General features: G+C 69.7%; 17 protein-coding genes. 6 read left to right on the top strand and 11 right to left on the bottom strand.

What is annotated here, in order from left to right; genetic code table 11:
* Window positions 1-90: 90 nt before the first annotated feature.
* From tal to pgl, 5 genes are all read left to right on the top strand, one after another.
* Entirely contained in the window at window positions 91-1203 is a 1113-nt protein-coding gene (tal, locus tag M4960_RS01340; protein WP_123937848.1) for a transaldolase, read from the top strand.
* Entirely contained in the window at window positions 1203-2801 is a 1599-nt protein-coding gene (locus M4960_RS01335; RefSeq protein WP_248703279.1) for a glucose-6-phosphate isomerase, read from the top strand. Before tal ends, M4960_RS01335 begins: the two co-directional genes overlap by 1 nt.
* Window positions 2802-2823: 22 nt before the next feature.
* Complete coding sequence (gene zwf / locus M4960_RS01330) at window positions 2824-4362, top strand: glucose-6-phosphate dehydrogenase (protein ID WP_111083962.1); 1539 nt, start codon at window positions 2824-2826, stop codon at window positions 4360-4362.
* Entirely contained in the window at window positions 4359-5303 is a 945-nt protein-coding gene (locus M4960_RS01325; RefSeq protein WP_111083961.1) for a glucose-6-phosphate dehydrogenase assembly protein OpcA, read from the top strand. Before zwf ends, M4960_RS01325 begins: the two co-directional genes overlap by 4 nt.
* A 98-nt stretch (window positions 5304-5401) precedes the next feature.
* Window positions 5402-6172, top strand: a complete 771-nt coding sequence (gene pgl / locus M4960_RS01320) for a 6-phosphogluconolactonase (RefSeq protein ID WP_111083960.1) — start codon at window positions 5402-5404, stop codon at window positions 6170-6172.
* Between the two features lie 265 nt (window positions 6173-6437).
* Here the strand turns inward: pgl and M4960_RS01315 are convergent, their stop codons facing one another.
* From M4960_RS01315 to uvrB, 11 genes are all read right to left on the bottom strand, one after another.
* Window positions 6438-6806, bottom strand: a complete 369-nt coding sequence (locus tag M4960_RS01315) for an RNA polymerase-binding protein RbpA (protein WP_027465686.1) — start codon at window positions 6804-6806, stop codon at window positions 6438-6440.
* A 3-nt stretch (window positions 6807-6809) separates the two neighbouring features.
* On the bottom strand, window positions 6810-7061 hold the full coding sequence (gene secG / locus M4960_RS01310; RefSeq protein WP_017887256.1) for a preprotein translocase subunit SecG: 252 nt from the start codon (window positions 7059-7061) through the stop codon (window positions 6810-6812).
* 108 nt (window positions 7062-7169) lie between these two features.
* Window positions 7170-7949 carry a triose-phosphate isomerase gene (gene tpiA / locus M4960_RS01305; protein ID WP_111084168.1) on the bottom strand — a complete coding sequence of 260 codons (780 nt, stop codon included), beginning with the start codon at window positions 7947-7949 and terminating at the stop codon, window positions 7170-7172.
* Window positions 7946-9163, bottom strand: coding sequence for a phosphoglycerate kinase (pgk, locus tag M4960_RS01300; protein ID WP_248703278.1), 1218 nt, complete (start codon window positions 9161-9163; stop codon window positions 7946-7948). The genes tpiA and pgk overlap by 4 nt, the downstream gene beginning before the upstream one ends.
* Before the next feature lie 3 nt (window positions 9164-9166).
* Window positions 9167-10171: a type I glyceraldehyde-3-phosphate dehydrogenase gene (gene gap / locus M4960_RS01295; protein ID WP_111083958.1), complete on the bottom strand. Its 1005-nt coding sequence runs from the start codon at window positions 10169-10171 to the stop codon at window positions 9167-9169.
* A gap of 280 nt (window positions 10172-10451) precedes the next feature.
* Window positions 10452-11432: a DNA-binding protein WhiA gene (gene whiA, locus M4960_RS01290; protein ID WP_111083957.1), complete on the bottom strand. Its 981-nt coding sequence runs from the start codon at window positions 11430-11432 to the stop codon at window positions 10452-10454.
* 75 nt (window positions 11433-11507) lie between these two features.
* Entirely contained in the window at window positions 11508-12407 is a 900-nt protein-coding gene (gene rapZ / locus M4960_RS01285) for an RNase adapter RapZ (RefSeq protein ID WP_111083956.1), read from the bottom strand.
* A 103-nt stretch (window positions 12408-12510) separates the two neighbouring features.
* On the bottom strand, window positions 12511-14535 hold the full coding sequence (gene uvrC, locus M4960_RS01280; RefSeq protein WP_248703277.1) for an excinuclease ABC subunit UvrC: 2025 nt from the start codon (window positions 14533-14535) through the stop codon (window positions 12511-12513).
* Complete coding sequence (gene uvrA / locus M4960_RS01275) at window positions 14536-17562, bottom strand: excinuclease ABC subunit UvrA (RefSeq protein ID WP_228505224.1); 3027 nt, start codon at window positions 17560-17562, stop codon at window positions 14536-14538. It lies immediately after the preceding gene.
* A gap of 49 nt (window positions 17563-17611) precedes the next feature.
* The gene (locus tag M4960_RS01270; protein WP_248703276.1) at window positions 17612-18529 is read right to left on the bottom strand and encodes an SDR family NAD(P)-dependent oxidoreductase; all 918 of its coding nucleotides are present in this window, start codon (window positions 18527-18529) and stop codon (window positions 17612-17614) included.
* Complete coding sequence (gene uvrB, locus M4960_RS01265; RefSeq protein ID WP_111084166.1) at window positions 18519-20591, bottom strand: excinuclease ABC subunit UvrB; 2073 nt, start codon at window positions 20589-20591, stop codon at window positions 18519-18521. The genes M4960_RS01270 and uvrB overlap by 11 nt, the downstream gene beginning before the upstream one ends.
* A 193-nt stretch (window positions 20592-20784) precedes the next feature.
* On the opposite strand from uvrB, the gene M4960_RS01260 reads away from it, so the two are divergent.
* Window positions 20785-22113 carry an MFS transporter gene (locus M4960_RS01260; protein WP_248703275.1) on the top strand — a complete coding sequence of 443 codons (1329 nt, stop codon included), beginning with the start codon at window positions 20785-20787 and terminating at the stop codon, window positions 22111-22113.
* Window positions 22114-22368 lie beyond the last annotated feature (255 nt).

The following is a 22368-nucleotide window of genomic DNA, read 5'->3' as shown; positions in this document are numbered from 1 at the left end:
TTCTGCCGGGAGGCGCGGTTCGGCTCCGCCACGCGCCCCCGGTCCCCCAGACCCCGGCCATCAGGCCGATGAAGGAAAGAAGAGAAACACATGGCTGAGAACACCCCCACTGCCGCCCTCTCCGCGGTCGGCGTGAGCATCTGGCTCGACGACCTGTCCCGCGAGCTCCTCGAGACCGGCAAGCTCACCGACCTCATCGCGCAGAAGAACGTCGTCGGCGTGACCACCAACCCGACGATCTTCGCGTCGGCCCTCGCCAAGGGCGAGCGCTACGACGCCCAGGTCAAGGAGCTGGCCGCCGCCGGCACCGACGTGACCGAGGCGATCTTCGAGATCACCACGCAGGACGTCGCCAACGCGTCCGACGTCTTCAAGCCGATCTACGACGAGTCCAAGGGCTTCGACGGCCGCGTCTCGATCGAGGTCGAGCCGGGCCTCGCCCACGAGACCGCCAAGACCATCGAGCAGGCCAAGTTCCTGTTCGAGAAGGTCGGTCGCGAGAACGTCCTCATCAAGATCCCGGCAACGGTCGAGGGCCTCGAGGCCATCACCGAGGTCATCGGCGCGGGAATCTCCGTCAACGTCACCCTGATCTTCTCGCTCGAGCGCTACCGCGCCGTCATCGACGCCTACCTCGGTGGGCTCGAGAAGGCCAAGGCCGCCGGTCACGACCTGTCGAAGATCCACTCGGTCGCCTCGTTCTTCGTGTCGCGCGTCGACTCCGAGATCGACAAGCGCCTGGACGCCGTCGGCACCGACGAGGCCAAGGCCCTGAAGTCGAAGGCCGGCATCGCCAACGCGCAGCTCGCCTACCAGGTCTGGACCGAGGCGTTCGCCTCCGAGCGCGCCCTCGGCCTGCTCGAGGCCGGTGCGAACACGCAGCGTCCGCTCTGGGCCTCGACCGGCGTCAAGGACCCGTCGCTGCCCGACACGCTCTACGTGACCGAGCTCGCCGCCCCGAACACCGTGAACACGATGCCGGGCAAGACGCTCGACGCCACGTTCGACCACGGTGAGATCCACGGCGACGCCATCGCCGGCACCTTCGACGCCGCGCAGCAGGTCCTCGACCAGCTCGCCGCGCAGGGCATCGACTACGACGACGTCGTCGCGCTGCTCGAGAAGGAGGGCGTGGACAAGTTCAACGTCTCGTGGGGCGAGCTCGTCGACACCGTGAAGACCGCGCTCGAGGGCGCCAAGTAGTGACGGTTTCCATCGCTGCCAGCGGCGATGCCGCGCGGGCCATCGACTCGGTGGTCCCGCGGCTCGTCGCTGACCTGGTGGCCTCGGGCATCACCGCCCAGGACCCCGAGCTGTGGGGACCGGACACCGAGGCCGAGGCGTCCAAGCGCCTCGGCTGGGTGGAGGCCGTCTCGGTCTCCCGCCCGCTCGTCGCCCAGATCGCCGCGCTGCGCGAGTCGCTCCGTGCCGAAGGGGTCGACCACGTCGTCCTCGCCGGCATGGGCGGCTCGTCGCTCGCGCCGGAGGTCATCACGCGCACCGCCGGCGTCCCGCTGACGGTGCTCGACTCGACCGATCCCGCGCAGGTCCGCGCCGCCGTCACGACGGACCTCGAGCGCACCGTGCTCGTCGTCTCGTCGAAGTCCGGCTCCACGCTCGAGACCGACTCCCAGCGCCGCGTCTACGAGCAGGCGTTCCGCGACGCGGGCATCGACCCCACCGGCCGCATCGTCGTCGTCACCGACCCGGGCTCCGCGCTCGAGGCCGCCGCGATCGACGCCGGCTACCGGGTCTTCACCGCCGACCCGACCGTCGGCGGCCGCTACTCGGCGCTCACCGCGTTCGGGCTGGTGCCCTCCGGTCTCGCCGGAGCGGACATCGCCGAGCTGCTGGACGAGGCCGACGCCATCTCCGCGCTGCTGTCGGTCGACCTCGACGAGAACCCCGGGCTCGTGCTCGGTGCGGTCCTCGCCGGCACCGACCCGCTGCGCGACAAGATCGCCATCGTGCCGGACGGCACCCACATCGTCGGGTTCGGCGACTGGGTGGAGCAGCTGATCGCGGAGTCGACCGGCAAGAGCGGACGTGGTCTGCTGCCCGTCGTGCTGCACGCCGACTCCCCCGAGGTCTCCGCAGCCCTGCCGGACGTCCAGGTCATCCGCCTGGTCGGTTCGCGCGAGGACGAGCGCCACGTCGCCGAGGGCGAGGTCGAGATCACTGGGACGCTCGGTGGTCAGATCCTCGTCTGGGAGTACGCCGTCGCGGTCGCCGGGCGGTTGCTCGGCATCGACCCGTTCGACCAGCCCGACGTCGAGGCCGCCAAGGTCGCGACCCGTGCGCTGCTCGACGACCGTCCCGCGCCTGCGGAACCCGCGTTCGCCGAGGACGGCATCGCCGTCTCCGCGACGCCCGGACTGCCGGTCGGGACGACGCTCGCAGAAGCCGTGACGGGCCTCCTGTCCGGACTGGACGCCACCGGCTACGTGGCGGTGCAGGCGTACGTCGACCGCACCACGAACCGTGACCTCGAGACGCTCCGCGACGCCCTGGCGGCGCGCACGCGTCGGCCGGTCACCTTCGGGTACGGCCCGCGGTTCCTGCACTCGACCGGGCAGTACCACAAGGGCGGACCCGCCACGGGAGTGTTCCTGCAGATCGTGGCGGACGAACCGGACGACCTGGCGATCCCGGGCCGGCCGTTCACGTTCGGCCAGCTCCTCCAGGCCCAGGCAGCCGGTGACGCGAGTGTCCTCGCGCAGCACGGCCGCCCGGTCCTCACCCTCACGACGTCGGACGTGCGCGCCGCCACCGCGGCCATCGCCTCCGCCGTCTCCCACTGACTCGTAAGGAGTTCACCGACTCATGTCACCGGTGGCAATCACCCCGGAGCACAACCCGCTCCGGCTGCCGACGGATCGTCGACTGAACCGGATCGCGGGACCGAGCACGCTCATCATCTTCGGCGTGACGGGCGACCTGTCACGCAAGAAGCTGATGCCGGCGGTCTACGACCTGGCCAACCGGGGGCTCCTGCCCCCGGGGTTCGCGCTCGTCGGCTTCGCCCGTCGCGACTGGGAGGACCAAGACTTCTCCCAGCTCGTGCACGACGCCGTCAAGGAGCACTCCCGCACCCCGTTCGACGAGGACGTCTGGCGTCAGCTCGAACAGGGCATCCGCTTCGTCCAGGGCTCGTTCGACGACCCCGAGGCGTTCCTGCAGCTCAAGCAGACCGTCGACGACCTGGACGCCGAGCGCGGGACGCTGGGCAACCACGCGTTCTACCTGTCCATCCCGCCGAAGATGTTCCCGGTGGTGACCGAGCAGCTGAAGCTGTCCGGCCTCACCGCGAAGCGCGAGGGCTCGTGGAGCCGCGTGGTCGTCGAGAAGCCGTTCGGCTCCGACCTCCGCACCGCGCGCGAGCTGAACGCGATCGTCGAGAGCGTCTTCGCGCCCGACGACGTGTTCCGCATCGACCACTACCTCGGCAAGGAGACCGTCCAGAACCTGCTGACGCTCCGGTTCGCGAACCAGATGTACGAACCCATCTGGAACTCGAACTACGTCGACCACGTGCAGATCACGATGGCCGAGGACATCGGCGTCGCCGGACGTGCCGCGTACTACGACGGCATCGGCGCTGCGCGCGACGTCATCCAGAACCACCTGCTGCAGCTCCTCGCGCTCACCGCGATGGAGGAGCCCGTCTCGTTCAAGGCCGCCGACCTGCGCGCCGAGAAGGAGAAGGTGCTGTCCGCCGTGCGGTTGCCCGAGGACCTGTCGACCGCCACGGCGCGAGGACAGTACGCCGGCGGCTGGCAGGGCGGCGAGAAGGTGCTCGGCTTCCTCGACGAAGCCGGGATGAACCCCGAGTCCGGCACCGAGACGTACGCGGCGATCAAGCTCGACATCGCGACCCGTCGCTGGCAGGGCGTCCCGTTCTACCTGCGCGCCGGCAAGCGGCTCGGGCGCCGTGTGACCGAGATCGCGATCGTCTTCAAGCGCGTCCCCGAGGACGTCTACGGCAACTCGCAGTCCCCCCTCGGTCAGAACGCGCTCGTGATCCGCGTCCAGCCGGACGAGGGCGTCACGCTCCGGTTCGGCTCGAAGGTCCCCGGCGTCGGCACCCAGGTGCGCGACGTGACGATGGACTTCGGCTACGGCCACGCCTTCACCGAGGCATCCCCCGAGGCGTACGAGCGACTCATCCTCGACGTGCTCCTCGGCGACCCGCCACTGTTCCCGCGGCACCAGGAGGTCGAGCTGTCCTGGAAGATCCTCGACCCGATCGAGGAGTTCTGGGCCACGCAGGGCCAGCCCGAGCAGTACCGTCCCGGCACGTGGGGTCCGGCGTCCGCCGATGCCCTGCTCGCCCGCGACGGCCGGACCTGGAGGCGTCCATGAAGATCGACCTGCCGAACACCACGGTCTCGAAGATCCAGAAGAAGCTCGTCCACATCCGCGAGGAGGGCGGCGCCGTCGCCCTCGGTCGTGTCCTGACGCTGATCATCTCGACGGCCCTCGGCCACGAGGAAGAGGCGATCGAGGCGGCGAACGAGGCGTCCCGCGAGCACCCGATGCGCGTGATCATCGTGTCGAAGAACGACGGCGACACGAAGTCGCCCGGCCGTCTCGACGCACAGATCCGCGTGGGCAGCGACGCGGGCGCCAGTGAGGTCATCGTCCTCCGCGCCTACGGCGAGACCGCGACCGACGAGGAGAGCCTGGTCACGGGCCTGCTCCTGCCGGACGCCCCGGTCGTGGCCTGGTGGCCGCAGACCGCGCCGTCGCAGCCGTCGGCCTCGGCACTGGGCCGCATCGCCCAGCGCCGGATCACCGACGCCGCCGCGCAGAAGGACCCGAACGGCGCGATCGAGGCCCTCGGTGCCTCGTACGTTCCGGGCGACACCGACTTCGCGTGGACCCGACTGACCCTGTGGCGGAACCAGCTCGCCGCGGCGCTCGACCAGCCGCCGTACGAGCCGATCACCGGCGTCGAGGTGACGGGCGCGTCGGACAGTCCGTCGACGATCCTGCTCGCCGCGTGGCTGCAGCTCCAGCTCGAGGTGCCGGTGACGGTCACCACGTCGCCGCGTGCGACCGGGTCGAGCGGCATCCACGGCGTCAAGCTCGTGCGCGAGTCGGGCACCATCGACCTCGAGCGTTCCCTGGTGGACGTCGCGACGCTCTCGATGCCCGGTCAGCCCACGCACGACCTGTCGCTGCCACGCCGCAACCTGCGTGACTGCCTGGCCGAGGAACTCCGTAGACTCGACCCGGACGTCCTCTTCGGAGACGTCGTCAAGCACGGGGTTCCCCAGCTGCGCGAGACCATCGCCCGCTGAGCACCCCACAACGGTCGGGCCGCCTGTCTGGTGCAGGCGGCCCGACCGGACCGAAGGCGGTCGTACGACCGGTCGGCCGCCACGAACACGGGAGTCACGTGACCAACGAACGGCGGGTGCTCGTGCACCCGGACAAGCAGGCCCTCGGCGCTTCGGTCGCCGCACGCTTCATCACCAAGATCATCGACGTGCTCGACGAGCAGGAGCGTGCCGACATCGCGATCAGCGGTGGCTCGGTGTCGTCGCTCGTCCTCGCCGCGATCGGCCAGTCGCCGGCGCGCGAGAGCGTCGACTGGTCGAAGGTCCACGTCTGGTGGGTCGACGAGCGCTGGGTGCCGGCGGGTGACGCCGACCGCAACACCACGGGGACGCAGACCGACTTCTTCGACCACGTCGACATCCCGGAGTCGAACATCCACCCGATGCCCGCGTCCGACGCCGGTATCGACATCGAAGCGGCCGCGCTGCAGTACGAGCGTGAGCTGCAGGACGCCGCGTACGAGGGTGCCGTCGCTCCGCGCTTCGACATCACGCTGCTCGGTGTCGGCCCGGACGGGCACACCGCGTCGCTCTTCCCCGAGTTCCCGCAGCTCACGGTGACCGACCGCGCCGTCGTGTCGGTCGACGACTCCCCCAAGCCGCCGCCGCAGCGCCTGACGGTCACCTACCCGGTGATCAACGCCTCGCAGCGCGTGTGGGTCATCCTGTCCGGTGCCGAGAAGGCGTCGGTCCTCGGGCTCGCCCTGGCGGGCGCCTCCGTCGAGGACGTCCCCGTCGGCGGCGTCCAGGGCCGCAAACGCACCGTGTTCTTCGTGGACCAGGACGCCGCGCGCGACGTCCCCGAGAACCTCATCGCGTCGACGTACTAGTCGCGCGACCTGCCTGACGGGAGGCCCGGTGCCAGCTGGCACCGGGCCTCCCGTCCGTATGTAGTCGCGCCCCTGCCCCCGAGGTTCCGAAATCTCGGCATGTCGGCGCTCTCACCGGCTGGCCGTGGAACCTCGGCGGGACACACGCGGCATGTCGTGGAACCTCGGCGGGACACACGCGCCGTGTAGAGCCCAAGAGCCCCCACGACGCACGAAGGCCCCCACACCATCGCGGTGCGGGGGCCTTCGTCAGTGTGTGTGGGCGCTACGCCTTCTTGGCAGCGGTACCGCGACGCTCGCGGAGCTGCTGGAGCGCGTCCTCGAGGAGCTGCGCTGCCTCTTCCTCAGTCCGACGCTCCTTCACGTACGCGAGGTGCGTCTTGTATGGCTCCGTCTTGGAGACCACGGGAGGGTTCTCCTTGTCGCGCCCGGCGGGGAGCCCGCTCGACGGCGAATCGACGGTCTCGGGGATCTCTTCGTCCGGCAGGTTCGCGGCGAAGTACCGCACGACCTCGTTGCCGAGGGCGTCCCAGTACGAGATCGCCACACGCTCGGCCTGGACCCCACGGTCCTGTTCGCCCATCGGTCCGGCGCCGACGCGGGACCCTCGGATTGCACTGCCTCCGCTAGCCATGGATCAGACCCCCGCCGTGAACTTGTTGATGAGACCGAGCACGATGATGGAGACGATCCAGACCAGACCGAGGATCACCGTGATGCGGTTGAGGTTGCGCTCGGCGACGCCGGACGCCCCGAGGTTGCTCGTCACGCCGCCACCGAACATGTCGGAGAGGCCGCCACCGCGGCCCTTGTGCAGGAGGATGAGGAGCGTGAGCAGGAGGCTCGTGATTGCGAGCAGGACCTGCAGCACGACGGAGAGTATCGCCACGACGTACCTTTCGTGTCAGTCAGCCGTACCAGTGTACCGGCCGCGCGGGGCACGGCCGGTACACGGACGGGAGTGGTGCGGACTACAGCCCGACGCCAACAGGTGTGGCTACAGCCCGACGTGCTGGCGGAACCGGGCGATCGCCGCGAACTCCTGCACGTCGAGGGATGCGCCGCCGACGAGGGCGCCGTCGATGTCGGGCTCACGGAGGAACCCGGCGATGTTGCCGGACTTGACCGAACCGCCGTACAGGACGCGCGTGTCGGCAGCGGCCTGGTCGCCCCAGGCAGCAGCGATGCCGCGACGGATCGCGGCGCACTCGTCCTGCGCCTGCTCGGCGGTGGCCGCCTGGCCGGAACCGATCGCCCAGACGGGCTCGTAGGCGACGACGATGTCGGACGGCTGCACGGCGTCGAGCACGACGCGGAGCTGCTCGACCGGCACGACGCCGGCGCCGCGCTGTTCGCGCTGCTCACCGGTCTCGCCGACGCAGACGACCGGGACGAGGCCGTGCTTGACGGCTGCGGCGGTCTTGGCCGCGACGACCTCGTCGGTCTCACCGTGCAGCGTGCGCCGCTCGGAGTGTCCGACGATGACGTACTGCGCGTCGAGCGCCGACAGGAACGCGCCGGAGACGTCGCCGGTGTAGGCACCGGAGTCGTACTGCGACAGGTCCTGCGCACCGAAGTGGATCGGCAGCTTGTCGGCCGAGATGAGCGTCTGCACGCTCCGCAGGTCGGTGAAGGGCGGGAACACCGCGACCTCGACGTCGTCGAAGTCGTGGCGGGCGTCCTTCAGGGTCCACGCGAGCTTCTGGACCGTGGCGATGGCCTGGAGGTGGTCCAGGTTCATCTTCCAGTTGCCGGCGATCAACGGCGTGCGGGTCATGCGGACCACCCCAGTGCTTCGAGACCGGGAAGCGACTTGCCCTCGAGGAACTCGAGGCTCGCACCGCCACCAGTCGAGATGTGCCCGAACTGGTCGTCCGAGAAGCCGAGCGAGCGGACCGCAGCGGCGGAGTCGCCACCGCCGACGACTCCGAGGCCGTCGACCTCGGTCAGGGCCTTGGCGACGGTCTTCGTGCCGGCGGCGAAGGCCGGGAACTCGAACACGCCCATCGGGCCGTTCCAGAACACCGTCTTCGAACCGGACACCGCCGACGCGAACCGCGCCGCCGTCTCCGGCCCGATGTCGAGGCCGATGCCGTCGGGGCCGAACGACGACGACTCGATCGCGTCGGCCGCCACCGTCTCGTGCGCCGCGTCGGCGGAGAACCCGGAGGCCACCACGACGTCGGTCGGCAGGTCGATCGTCACGCCGAGCTCCTTCGCCCGCGAGAGGTACTCGCGGACGACGTCGAGCTGTTCGGCTTCGAGCAGCGACTTCGCCACTCCGTGGCCCTGGGCCGCGAGGAAGGTGAAGAGCATGCCGCCGCCGATGCACAGCGTGTCGACCTTGGGCAGGATGTGGTCGATGACGCCGAGCTTGTCGCTGACCTTCGAGCCACCGAGCACGACCGTGTACGGCCGTTCCGGCGAGGAGGTCAGGCGCTCGAGCACCCGCAGTTCGGTCTCGATGAGCGAACCGGCTGCGCTGGGCAGCGCGGACGCGAGTTCGTAGACCGAGGCCTGCTTGCGGTGCACGACACCGAAGCCGTCGGAGACGAAGGCGTCACCGAGTGCCGCGATGCGGTCCGCGAACGCGGAGCGCGCGGCAGCGTCCTTCGAGGTCTCCTCCGGGTTGAACCGGAGGTTCTCGAGCAGCAGGACGTCGCCGTCCTCGAGGGCCTCGGCGGCTGCGGTCGCCTCGTCGCCGACGGTCTCGCCGACGAACGTGACCTCTTTGCCGAGCAGCTCGGAGAGCCGCTGGCCGACCGGCGCGAGCGAGAACTCCGGCTTGGGTTCCCCGTCGGGGCGGCCCAGGTGGGAGATCACGATGACGCGCGCGCCGGCGGTGATGAGGGTGTTGAGGGTCGTCAGGGACGCCCGCACGCGGCCGTCGTCCGTGATCGTGCCGTCCTTGAGCGGGACGTTCAGGTCACAACGGACGACGACGCGCTTGCCGGCGAGGTCGCCGAGGTCCTCGAGAGTGCGGAGGGCCATGTGTTACAGACGCTCGCCGACGTACTCGGTCAGGTCGACGAGACGGTTCGAGTAGCCCCACTCGTTGTCGTACCACGAGGTGATCTTCACGAGACCGCCGATGACCTTGGTCAGGCCGGAGTCGTAGATCGAGGAGTGCGGGTCCGTCGTGATGTCGGTCGACACCAGCGGGTCCTCGCTGTAGAGCAGGATGCCCTTGAGCGGGCCCTCTGCGGCCTCCTTGTACGCGGCGTTGATCTCGTCGACGGTGACCTCGGACTTGGTCTCGAGGGTGAGGTCGGTGATCGAGCCGGTCGGGACCGGGACGCGGAGCGCGAAGCCGTCGAGCTTGCCGGCGAGCTCCGGCATGACCTGGCCGATGGCCTTGGCGGCACCGGTCGAGGTCGGGACGATGTTCAGCGCGGCCGCACGGGCACGACGGGGGTCCTTGTGCGGGCCGTCCTGCAGGTTCTGGTCGGCGGTGTAGGCGTGGATCGTGGTCATGAGGCCACGCTCGATCCCGAACTTGTCGTTGAACACCTTGGCGAGCGGCGCGAGGCTGTTCGTGGTGCAGGACGCGTTCGAGATGATGTTGTGGTTCGCCGGGTCGTACTGGTCCTCGTTCACGCCGAGGACGATGGTGACGTCGTCACCGGTGGCCGGGGCGGAGATGATGACCTTCTTGGCGCCCGCGTCGATGTGCTTCTGCGCATCGGCGGCCTTGGTGAAGAAGCCGGTCGACTCGATGACGATGTCGACGCCCAGCTCGCCCCAGGGGAGGTTGGCGGGGTCGCGCTCCGCGAGGACCTTGATGGCCTTGCCGTCGACGACGATGTTGTCGCCGTCGAGCTCGACGGAGACGCCGAGACGACCCGTGATGGAGTCGAACTTCAGCAGGTTCGCCAGCGCGGCGTTGTCGGTGAGGTCGTTCACCGCCACGATCTCGAGGTCGGAGCCCTTCGCGAGGGCGGCCCGGAAGAAGTTGCGGCCGATACGGCCGAAGCCGTTGATACCGATCTTGACGGTCAATGGATCTCCTGGTGGGTGTGGAGCGCCCGAGGGGCGCTGCTTTCGGAGGGCGCTGGCCCTGTCGGGCCCGCGTGTGGTGGACGATACGCCCCGTAACGTCGCCGTAACGACCCTAGCAGTCGGACCCTGCCAGGCAGTGCGGTGTGACGGTCCGTCCGGACGGTCGTCCGCAACGTCCGGAACGACGGCGGTGCGGCCCGTGGGCGCCCCCACAGAACGGACGGGAGGCGCGGTGCCAGCTGGCACCGCGCCTCCCGTCACGTAGGTCGGACGACCCGTCTCAGACGCCCTCGAGCTCCTCGGGGACGCTCGCTTCCGTCCCGGGGATGCCGAGGTCGGACGCGCGCTTGTCGGCCATGGCGAGGAGTCGGCGGATGCGACCGGCGATGGCGTCCTTCGTCATGGGCGGGTCGGCGTGCTGGCCGAGCTCGTCGAGCGACGCGTCGCGGTGCTGCAGGCGCAGCGCGCCGGCGTACTGCAGGTGGTCGGGGACCTCGTCGCCGAGGATCTCGAGCGCGCGCTCGACGCGGGCGCAGGCGGCGACGGCGGCCTGCGCCGAACGGCGGAGGTTGGCGTCGTCGAAGTTGACGAGGCGGTTCGCGGTCGCACGGACCTCGCGACGCTGCCGCATCTCCTCCCAGTCGGCGGTGGTGCGGGCGGCGCCCATCACCGTGAGCATCTGGCCGATGGCCTCGCCGTCGCGGATGACGACGCGGTGGACGCCACGGACCTCGCGGCCCTTCGCGGCGACGCCGAGACGCGACGCGGCGCCGACGAGGGCCATGGCGGCCTCGTTGCCGGGGCACGTGACCTCGAGCGCTGCGGCCCGGCCCGGGTCGGTCAGGGTGCCGGAGGCGAGGAACGCACCGCGCCAGATCGCGGCGAGGTCCTCGCGGTTGCCCGTGGTGAGCCGGTTCGGCAGCCCGCGGACGGGGCGACGACGGGCGTCCATCAGACCGGTCTGGCGTGCGAGGGTCTCCCCCGCCTCGAGCACGCGGACCAGGTAGCGGGTGCCACGACGGGACGACGCGGACGAGCCCACCGACGCCTCGCTGCGGACGCCGTACAGCTCGGCGAGGTCCTTGCGGACCCGGTGCACGATGATCCGGGTGTCGAGCTCCACCTCGACCGCGATGCGGCCCGAGATGACGTGCAGGCCACCCGCGAACCGGAGGATCGTGGCCAGTTCGGCGGCGCGGACCGTGTTGCGGTTCACGGCGACCCTGGCCAGTTCGTCCTTGACCTCGGCAGTCAACGGCACAGCATCATTCCTAACGTTCATCTGGTGGTCCCGCGATTCCGGCGGCACGTACGTGGGGAGCGGCCGGAGGGACGGTCACTCCCGGCCGAGATCTCGGTTCTTCACACGCACGGCGACGCCAGGCATCCCGCGGAGGAGGTTCGCCAACTCGGCGACGATGGCGACCGAGCGGTGCTTCCCGCCGGTACAGCCGATGGCGATCGTAGCGTGTCTTTTGTTCTCGCGCTGGTACCCCTCGAGCACCGGCTCGAGCACGGAGACGTACCGATCGACGAACGGACGGGCTCCGGCCTGGGCCAGGACGTAGTCCGAGACGGGCTGGTCGAGGCCCGTGTGGGCCCGGAGTTCCGGGACCCAGTAGGGGTTCGGCAGGAACCGGACGTCGGCCACCATGTCGGCGTCGGCGGGCAGTCCGTACTTGAACCCGAAGCTCATGAGCGTCACCTGAACACCCACGAAGTGATCGTCGGCGAACTGCTCGGTGACGGTGTTCGCGAGCTGGTGGATGTTGAGGTCCGAGGTGTCGATCACCATGTCGGATGCCTCGCGCAGACCGGCCAACCGGGTCCGCTCGCGCGCGATGCCGTCGAGCAGGGTGTCCTCGCCCTGGAGCGGGTGGGGTCGTCGGACCTGCTCGAAGCGCCGCACCAGGACGGCGTCGGTGGCTTCGAGGAACAGCACCCGGACCCGTGCGGACGTGGTCGACCGCACCTGTTCGACCGCGTGCTCCGGGTCCGTGAAGAACCGTCCGCCGCGGACGTCGACGACCGTGGCGATCTTCGGGATCTTCTCGCCGGCGCGGTCGGCCAGTTCGGTGAGCGGTGCCAGCATCTGCGTCGGCAGGTTGTCGACGACGTACCAGCCGAGGTCTTCGAGGGCCTTGCCGACCGTCGAACGCCCGGCCCCGGACATGCCGGTGACGATGAGGATGTCGTGCTGCGACGCGTGCGCGGTCGCTGTGGCGCTGTCGGTCATCTGGGAGTGGGCTCCGTCGTGGCGGCCCGGGCGCGTCGCCCGGGGAGGTCTCGGCTGCGGGACCAGGGTATCGCCCGACAGGTGTCGGGAGGCACGGGATGCGTCACGTGGGCAGCTGCGGACCGTCGTGGGTCACGTCGGGGACCCGCACCGGGCCTGCTGGGACCGGCTCGGCGTCCGCAGCGTCCGTCTCGGCGTCCGGCGCGCTGGTCGGGGTCTGCTGCAGCTTCGTGACGACCGCCGCGGCGGTCGCCGGACCGACGCCGTTGACCTCGCTGATCTCGTCGGCCGTGGCCTCGCGCAGCCGTGCCACGGACCCGAAGTGCTTCAGCAGCGCATTCACCCGCGACGGCCCGAGCCCGGGGATCTCCGACAGCCGGGACCGCACGTCGCGCTTGCGGCGGGTGCGCTGGTGCGTGATCGCGAACCGGTGCGCCTCGTCGCGGATGCGCTGGATGAGGAAGAGCGCCTCGGAGTTGCGCGGCATGATCACCGGGAAGTCGTCGTCGGGCAGCCAGAGCTCCTCGAGGCGCTTCGCGATGCCGACCAGCGCGATGTCGCGCACTCCGGCTTCGTCCAGCGCACGCTTGGCGGCCTGCACCTGGGGTTGTCCGCCGTCGACGATGAGCAGTTGCGGGCGGTAGGCGAACCGCTTCGAGGGCTTGGAGCCCTCGACCACCTCGGCGCTCGTCACGTCGGGCACGTCCGGCAGGTCCGCGTCCTCGTCGAGGCGCGCCAGACGCCGCGTGAGCACCTGGTACATGCTGTCGGTGTCGTCGGTGGTCTCGGCGATCGTGTAGCGGCGGTACTGGTCCTTGCGGGGCAGGCCGTCCTCGAACACCACCATCGACGCCACGACGTTCGTGCCCTGCAGGTGCGAGATGTCGTAGCACTCCATGCGGAGCGGGGCCTCGGTCATGCCGAGGGCGTCCTGGATGTCGGCGAGGGCCGCGGAGCGCGTCGTGTAGTCGGCTGACCGCTTCGTCTTGTAGAGCATCAGCGCCTGGGCGGCGTTCTGCGCGGCCGTGCGGGCCAGGCCGGCACGGTCACCGCGTTGCGCCGTGCTGAGCTTCGTGCCGCGGCCGCCCCGTCGTTCGCTGAGCCACTGCTGCAGTGCGTCGGCGTCCTCGGGCAGGGTCGGCACCACGACCTCGCGCGGGGGTTCCTCGGCGACGGCGGCCGGCGTGAGCTCGTTGTCGGCGTAGACGCCCTGCACGATCTGCTCGACCAGGTCACCGGTCGAGATGTCGAGCTCCTTGTCGACGACCCACCCGCGGACACCGCGGATGCGCCCGCCACGGACCGAGAACAGCTGGACGGCCGCGGCGAGTTCGTCCTCGGCGATGCCGAACAGATCGAGGTCCACCGAGTCGCGGAGCACCACGGCGGACTTCTCGAGCACGGCCTCGAGCGCCTCGACCTGGTCGCGGAACTTCGCGGCCTGTTCGTACTGCATGGCGTCGGCCGAGGCCCCCATGCGCTGGCGCAGCTCGGTGATCACCCGGCGGTCGTAGTTGTTCATGAACCGCACGAACTCCTCGACGAGCGCACGGTGCTCCTCGATGGTGACGCGCTGCGAGCAGGGGCCTCCGCACTTGCCGATCTGCCCTGGGAAGCAGGGCTTGCCCGTCTGCATCGCGCGCTTGTACGAGGAATCCGAGCAGGTGCGGATCGGGAACACCTTGATCATCAGGTCGATGGTGTCGTGCACCGCCCAGATCTTCGGGTACGGCCCGAAGTACTTCGCACCCTTGATCTTCCGGTTCCGCGTGACCATCACCCGTGGGGCTTCGTCCGCCATGGTGATCGCCATGTACGGGTACGACTTGTCGTCACGGAACTTGACGTTGAACGGCGGGTCGAACTCCTTGATCCAGGTGTACTCGAGCTGCAGTGCCTCGATCTCGGAGCCGACCGTCGTCCACTCCACGCTGCGGGCCGTCAGCACCATGCGCCGGGTGCGTTCGTGCAGCGTGGGCAGCGGTGCGAAGTAGTTGCTCAGCCGGGCGCGGAGGTTCTTCGCCTTGCCGACGTAGAGCACCCGGCCGGCCTCGTCACGCCAGCGGTAGACGCCCGGGTCGGTCGGGATCTCTCCCGCCTTCGGGCGCCACGGAACGGTGTCCGCCACCTACCGTGCACCCGCCTTCTGCTTGGTCGACTTGCCCGGTCGGCTCGCCGTGCGGGCCTCCACCGCCTGCTGCTTGCCGACCCGGGCGTCCTGTGCGTCGAAGATCTCCCGCAGGAAGACGCCCGTGAAGCTCTCCGGCACGTCGGCCACGTGCTCCGGGGTGCCGGTCGCGAGCACCGTACCGCCGCCGGCGCCACCCTCTGGGCCCATGTCGATGACCCAGTCGGCCGACTTGATCACGTCGAGGTTGTGCTCGATCGTGATGACGGTGTTGCCCTTGTCGACCAGGCTCTGCAGCACGATGAGCAGCTTGCGGACGTCCTCGAAGTGCAGACCCGTCGTCGGCTCGTCGAGCACGTAGACGGTCCGGCCGTTCGAGCGGCGCTGCAGCTCGGTGGCGAGCTTGACGCGCTGTGCCTCGCCGCCGGAGAGCGTGGTCGCGCTCTGGCCGAGACGGACGTACCCGAGGCCCACGTCGACGAGCGTCGCCATGTACCGGTGGATCGCGGAGATCGGTTCGAAGAACTCGGCCGCCTCGCTGATCGGCATGTCCAGGACCTCGGAGATGCTCTTGCCCTTGTAGTGGACCTGGAGCGTCTCGCGGTTGTAGCGCGCGCCGCCGCAGACCTCGCACGCGACGTAGACGTCGGGCAGGAAGTTCATCTCGATCTTGATCGTGCCGTCGCCGGAGCAGTTCTCGCACCGGCCGCCCTTGACGTTGAAGCTGAACCGACCGGGCTGGTAACCGCGGGTCTTCGCCTCTGGGGTCTCGGCGAACAGCTGACGGATCCGGTCGAACACGCCCGTGTAGGTCGCCGGGTTCGACCGCGGTGTGCGGCCGATCGGTGCCTGGTCGACGTGCACGACCTTGTCCAGCTGGTCGAGGCCCTTGACGCGGGTGTGCTTGCCGGCGATGTGCCGGGCGCCGTTGAGCTGGTTCGCGAGCACCTTGTACAGGATGTCGTTGACCAGGGTGGACTTGCCCGACCCGCTCACGCCGGTGACCGCGGTGAACACCCCGAGCGGGAAGTCGGCGTCGATCGTCTTGAGGTTGTTCGCCCGTGCGCCCTGCACGCTGATGGTGCGCTTCAGGTTGACCTTGCGACGCTCGGCGGGGACCTCGATCGCACGACGACCGGCGAGGTAGTCCCCCGTCACCGACTCGCGGTTCGCGATGATGCCCTCGTACGAGCCCGAGTGCACGACGTTGCCGCCGTTGACGCCGGCCCCGGGGCCGATGTCGACGACCCAGTCAGCCGTGCGGATGGTGTCCTCGTCGTGCTCGACGACGATCAGGGTGTTGCCGAGGTCCTTGAGCTTGACCAGGGTGTCGATGAGACGGCGGTTGTCGCGCTGGTGCAGCCCGATGCTCGGCTCGTCGAGCACGTACAGCACCCCGGTCAGGCCGGAGCCGATCTGCGTCGCGAGACGGATGCGCTGTGCTTCGCCACCGGACAGCCCGCCGGCGCCGCGCGCCAGGGTCAGGTAGTTCAGGCCGACCTCGAGCAGGAACTCGAGGCGCGCCCGGATCTCGCGCAGGACCGCCGCGGCGATGTGCGCTTCGCGGTCGGTGAGCGTCAGGGTGTCCATGAACGCGTACGCGTTGTCGAGGGACATGTCGGTGACGTCGGCGATGCTGCGGCCGTCGACCGTGACCGCCAGGACCTCGGGCTTGAGGCGTGTTCCCTCGCACACCGGGCACGGGACCTCGCGCAGGTAGCCCTGGAAGCGCTGGCGCTGCGAGTCCGACTCGGCCTCGGCGAACTTGCGCTCGATGTAGGGCATGACGCCCTCGAACCCGCTGGTGTAGCGCATCTCGCGGCCGAAGCGGTTGCGCCAGGACACCGACACCTGGAAGTCCTTGCCCGTCAGGATCGCGGCCTGCACCGAGGCGTCGAGCTGGCTCCACGGGGTGTCGAGCGTGAACCCGAGGTCCTTGCCGAGGCCGGCGAGGAGCTTCTCGAAGTACGAGTACAGCCCGCTCGCTCCGGTCCAGGGCAGCAGGACGCCGTCGCGCAGCGAGGCATCGGGGTCGCCGAGCACCAGGTCCGGGTCCACCGACATGCGCGTGCCGAGCCCGGAGCACTCCGGGCAGGCACCGAACGGCGCGTTGAACGAGAACGTGCGGGGCTCGATCTCGGTCAGCGCGAGCGGGTGGTTGTTCGGGCACGACAGGTTCTCGGAGTAGGTGCGCACGGCGCCGGGTCCGTCGTGGTCGACCAGGTCGATGCCGACGGTGCCACCGGTCAGGCGCAGTGCCGTCTCGAGCGAGTCGGTGAGCCGACCGAGGATGTCTTCGTTCGACACCAGACGGTCGACGATCACCGAGATGTCGTGCTTGACCTGCTTCTTGAGCTTCGGCGGGTCGCTGAGCTGGATGCGCTCACCGTCGACGATCGCGCGGGCGTAGCCGGACGCCGCGAGTTCCTGGAAGAGGTCGACGAACTCGCCCTTCTTCTTGGAGATGACCGGGGCGAGCACCTGGAAGCGCGTGCCGGACTCGAACTCCATGAGCTGGTCGGCGATCTGCTGCACGGTCTGCTTGCTGATGACCTCGCCGCACGTCGGGCAGTGCGGCACCCCGATGCGCGCCCAGAGCAGACGCATGTAGTCGTAGACCTCGGTGATCGTGCCCACCGTCGACCGCGGGTTGCGGTTCGTCGACTTCTGGTCGATCGACACCGCGGGCGACAGCCCTTCGATGAAGTCGACGTCGGGCCGGTCGACCTGGCCGAGGAACTGTCGCGCGTACGCGGACAGGGACTCGACGTAGCGTCGCTGGCCCTCGGCGAAGATCGTGTCGAAGGCCAGTGACGACTTGCCGGATCCGGACAGGCCGGTGAACACCACGAGGGAGTCACGGGGGATCTCGAGGTCGACGTTCCGGAGGTTGTGCACCCGGGCCCCGCGGACGCTGAGCGTCGAGGAGCCGGTCGGGACGGTCACGCCGGGGAGGTGGGGGTCGGTCGGCTCGCCGAAGGCGTTCCGGCCCGAGGTCGCGGTGCCGCGGTCAGAGGTGATTGTCATCGCCGTCGATTCTACGAAAGGGGTCCGACATCCGCCCGCGAGTCGGTGGTCAGACGAGTGCGTCGAGAGCGAACGCGACCCCGGAACGACGCTCGCTGGCCGTCCAGAGCCGCGCGGCGGCGGTCCGGTCGTGGGCGCGCGGCTCGGCACGGACCACGGCTGCGGGTCCGCGCAGCTGCATCCACCCGGCCGGTCCCCAGTACTCCCCCGAGCGCACGTCCGCGGCGACCGCAGCGTGCACGAGGGGTTCGGCACCGGCGTCCTTGCCCTGGGCGTACAGCCGCTGCGCCGGCCGGGTCCACGCGGGTTCCGGGCGCGACGGTGCGACGTCCGGGCGCTCCGGGGAGAGCGCGTCGAGCGACAACCCGGGGTGCGCGACCACGCTGGCGACGGACGAGCCCGCATCCGCCAACCGCTGGGCGAGTTCGAAGCCGAACAGCATCACCGCGAGCTTGCTGCGGCCGTACTGCCGGTAGCTGGAGTAGTGGCCGACGCGGAACGGGTCGCCCGGGTCGAGGCTGGCCCATCGGTGTGCGATCGACCCGAGGTGCACGACGCGACCGCCACGCTGTTCGAGCAGCGGCATCGTCAGCGCCATCCAGGCGAAGTGCCCCAGGTGGTTCGTGCCGATCTGCAGCTCGGTGCCCTGTGCGGTGGCGCTCGGAGTCGAGGCCCCGACGACGCCGGCGTTGTTCACGATCGCGTCGACGCCGTCCGGTTCGAGGGCCGCGAGCTCGTCGGCGGCGGCACGGACGGAGTCGAGGTCGGCGAGGTCGAGGTGCACGTGCGCCAACGAGGCTCCGTCCACGTGCCGCCGGATGCTCTCTTCCGCCGCTGCGGCCCGACCCCGGTCGCGGGTGGCGAGCACGACCCGGTGCCCGGACGCGGCGAGTTGCTCGGCCGCGTGGTACCCGAGGCCCGCGCTCGCTCCGGTGACGACGACTGTGCGGCGACCGTCAGCTGACATGCCCGGCCGACTCCATCTGCCGCAGCGCCTTCTTGAGGTCCTGCACTTCGTCACGGAGTCGCGCGGCGAGCTCGAACTTCAGCTCGGCCGCGGCCTGCAGCATCTGGTCGTTGAGGTCGCCGATCGTCGCCTCGAGCTGGGTCGCGCCCTCGCCCGCGATGCCGCCCCGCTTCAGGTTGGGCGTGGGCGAGCGGCGACCGTCGGCACCGGGACGACCCTGCAGCAGCGCCTTGGTGTCGTCGTTCTCGCGCTGCAGCACCTCGGTGATGTCGGCGATCTTCTTGCGGAGCGGCTGCGGGTCGATGCCGCGCTCCAGGTTGTACGCGACCTGCTTCTCGCGACGACGATCGGTCTCCTCGATCGCGGTCTTCATCGAGTCGGTCATCTTGTCGGCGTACATGAGCACCTGGCCCGACACGTTGCGGGCCGCGCGACCGATCGTCTGGATGAGCGACGTGGACGACCGCAGGAAGCCTTCCTTGTCGGCGTCGAGGATGGCCACCAGGGACACCTCGGGCAGGTCGAGGCCTTCTCGCAACAGGTTGATGCCGACGAGCACGTCGTAGACGCCCTGTCGCAGTTCGGTCAGGAGCTCGACGCGCTTGAGCGTGTCGACGTCGGAGTGCAGGTACCGCACCCGCACACCGGCGTTGCCGAGGAAGTCGGTCAACTCTTCCGCCATGCGCTTCGTCAGGGTCGTGACGAGCACGCGCTCGTCCTTGTCGACGCGCTGCTTGATCTCCTCGAGCAGGTCGTCGATCTGGCCGTCGCTCGGCTTCACCACGATCTCGGGGTCGACCAGGCCGGTCGGACGGATGATCTGCTCGACGACGCTGTCAGTGATGCCGAGCTCGTACCGACCGGGCGTCGCCGACAGGAAGACCTTCTGCCCGACGCGGTCGAGGAACTCCTCGAACCGCAGTGGACGGTTGTCGAGGGCGCTCGGCAGCCGGAACCCGTGGTCGACCAGGGTGCGCTTGCGCGAGGCGTCGCCTTCGTACATCGCACCGATCTGCGGCACGGTGACGTGCGACTCGTCGATGACGATGAGGAAGTCGTCGGGGAAGTAGTCGATGAGGCAGTGCGGTGCCTCGCCCGCGACGCGGCCGTCCATGTGCCGCGAGTAGTTCTCGATGCCGGAGCAGAAGCCGATCTGCTCCATCATCTCGATGTCGAACGTGGTGCGCATGCGGAGCCGCTGGGCCTCGAGCAGCTTGCCCTGTCCCTCGAGCTCGGCCAGGCGCTCGGCGAGCTCCGCCTTGATGTCGACGATGGCGCGGTGCATGACGTCGGTGTCGGCGACGTAGTGCGACGCCGGGAAGATCGACACGGCGGGCAGGTCGTTGATCACGTTGCCCGTCAGCGGGTGCAGGGACGAGAGCGCTTCGACCTCGTCGCCGAACATCTCGATCCGGATGGCGTGCTCTTCGTACATCGGGATGATCTCGATGGTGTCGCCGCGCACGCGGAAGGTACCGCGGGCGAAGTCGACGTCGTTGCGCTGGTACTGCATCGAGACGAACTTGCGCACGAGCTGGTCGCGCGAGATCGTCTGCCCGACGTGCAGTGCCACCGAGGCGTTCATGTACTGCTCGGGTGTGCCGAGGCCGTAGATGCAGGACACCGTCGACACCACGACGACGTCGCGCCGGCTGAGCAGCGAGTTGGTCGTCGAGTGCCGGAGCCGCTCGACCTCGGCGTTGACCGAGGAGTCCTTCTCGATGAAGGTGTCCGTCTGCGGGACGTACGCCTCGGGCTGGTAGTAGTCGTAGTACGACACGAAGTACTCGACCGCGTTGTTCGGCATCAGACTGCGGAACTCGTTCGCCAACTGCGCGGCGAGGGTCTTGTTGTGCGCGAGCACGAGTGTCGGCCGCTGCACCTGCTCGATGAGCCAGGCGGTCGTCGCCGACTTGCCCGTACCGGTCGCACCGAGCAGCACGACGTCGGTCTCACCGGCGTTGATGCGCCCGGCGAGCTCGGCGATGGCCGCAGGCTGGTCGCCACTCGGCGTGTACTCGCTGATGACCTCGAACGGACGTACCGCTCGGGTCGGTTCGATCGCAACACCCATGGGATCAACGGTAGTCGGCACCCCTGACACCGGCGCCCCTGCTCGCCCTGGGCGTATCGTCCTCGCCAAGCAGCCTCCAAGTCCGCTGATAACCAGCGGGCATAGCGTCCGGTCCGTTCAGCAACCCGATCGCTCCGCACGTCCCCGACGAGCCAGCACGAGCCACACCCGAAGAGGCCCCATGACGACGGCGACCCCCGCCGCACCGACGAAGGGCACCCCGTTCCGCGGACGCATCCGCGGACGAGTGCTCCTCCTGCTCTGCTTCATGTACGCGATCTCGTACATCGACCGGACGAACATCTCGACGGCGCTGCCGCACATCACCGAGGAGTTCGGCTTCAACGAGGCCACCGCGGGCCTGATCGTGTCCGCGTTCTCACTGCCCTACGCGCTGCTGCAGGTCTTCGGCGGCACGATCAGCGAGAAGTTCGGACCGCGCAAGGCCCTCTTCGTCATCACCGTGGTGTGGGGCGTCGCGACACTGTGGACCGGCTTCGCGGTCGGCTTCTGGACCCTGTTCGCGGCCCGGGCGCTCCTCGGGCTCAGCGAGGCCGCGGCGTTCCCGACCGCGACCCAGGCCATGACCCGCTGGATCCCCCGCGACCGCAACGGCTTCGCGCAGGGCGTCGTGCACTCCGCGGCCCGGCTCGGCAACGCGCTGGCCCCGCTGCTCGTCGCCTGGGTGATCGGTTCGACGGGCAGCTGGCGGTGGGCGTTCTTCGCCACGGCCGTCCTGTCCTTCGCCTGGGGCATCGTCTGGTTCGTCTGGTTCCGCGACAAGCCCGAGTCCACGAAGGGCATCACGCAGGTCGAGATCGACGAGCTCCCGCCCGTCGAGACGCGTGCGACCCGTCCGCCGGTGCCGTGGCGGCAGATGGCGCGGCAGATCCTGCCGGTGACCTTCGTCGACTTCGGCTACGGCTGGACCCTCTGGGTGTTCCTCACGTGGCTGCCGACGTTCCTCAGCTCGACCTACGGGCTCGAGATCGGCGACTTCGCGCTGTTCACCACGCTCATCCTGCTCGCCGGCGTCGTCGGGGACACGGTCGGCGGCATGCTCAGCGACCGGATCATCCACCGCGGCGGCAACACCCGGAACGCCCGCCGGACCGTCCTGGTGATCGGACTCGGCGGGTCGCTCGTCTGCCTCATCCCGCTCGTCATCGGGCAGGGCCTGCTCGTCGCGACGATCTCGCTCGCGCTGTCGTTCTTCTTCCTGGAGCTCTGCAACGCGAACCTCTGGGCGATCCCGATGGACGTCGCCCCGCAGTGGTCCGGCACCGCGTCCGGCTTCATGAACACCGGCTTCGGCATCGCCGGCGTGGTCTCCCCGATCGTCTTCGGGCTGCTCATCGACGCGTCCGGCTGGCAGCTGCCGTTCGCCCTGTCGTGCGTGCTGCTCGGCGCCGCGGCGGTCGTCGCGTGGTTCATGAAGCCGCAGCGGCTCACGTCGACGAACGGTGTCCTCGAGGTCGGCACCCCCGCCGCCGAGCAGCGCACCGTCTGACCCGCGACGCGCGCTGTCAGCGGCACGCCGTGCCGAATCGGGCGTACCTGGTCGCGAGGAACGACCAGGTACGCCCGATTCCGCTATCCGCAACGGGACCCGCCGGGCGTGCGCGCGGCCCTGGTGGTCCCCGACCGCCGGACGGGAGGCCCGGGTCCGGGCCGACCCGCGCCTCCCGTCCGCCGCGCAGCGCGTCCACCGCCGCGACGCGCATCCGCCGCCGCGCACAGCGAGCAGGAACGGGCGTCCCTGGTC

Source organism: Curtobacterium sp. MWU13-2055 (assembly GCF_023242305.1).
In the GTDB taxonomy this organism is placed as follows: domain Bacteria; phylum Actinomycetota; class Actinomycetes; order Actinomycetales; family Microbacteriaceae; genus Curtobacterium.
Note: the sequence above shows the minus strand (reverse complement) of the source record. Positions and strands in the feature narration are given on the sequence as shown.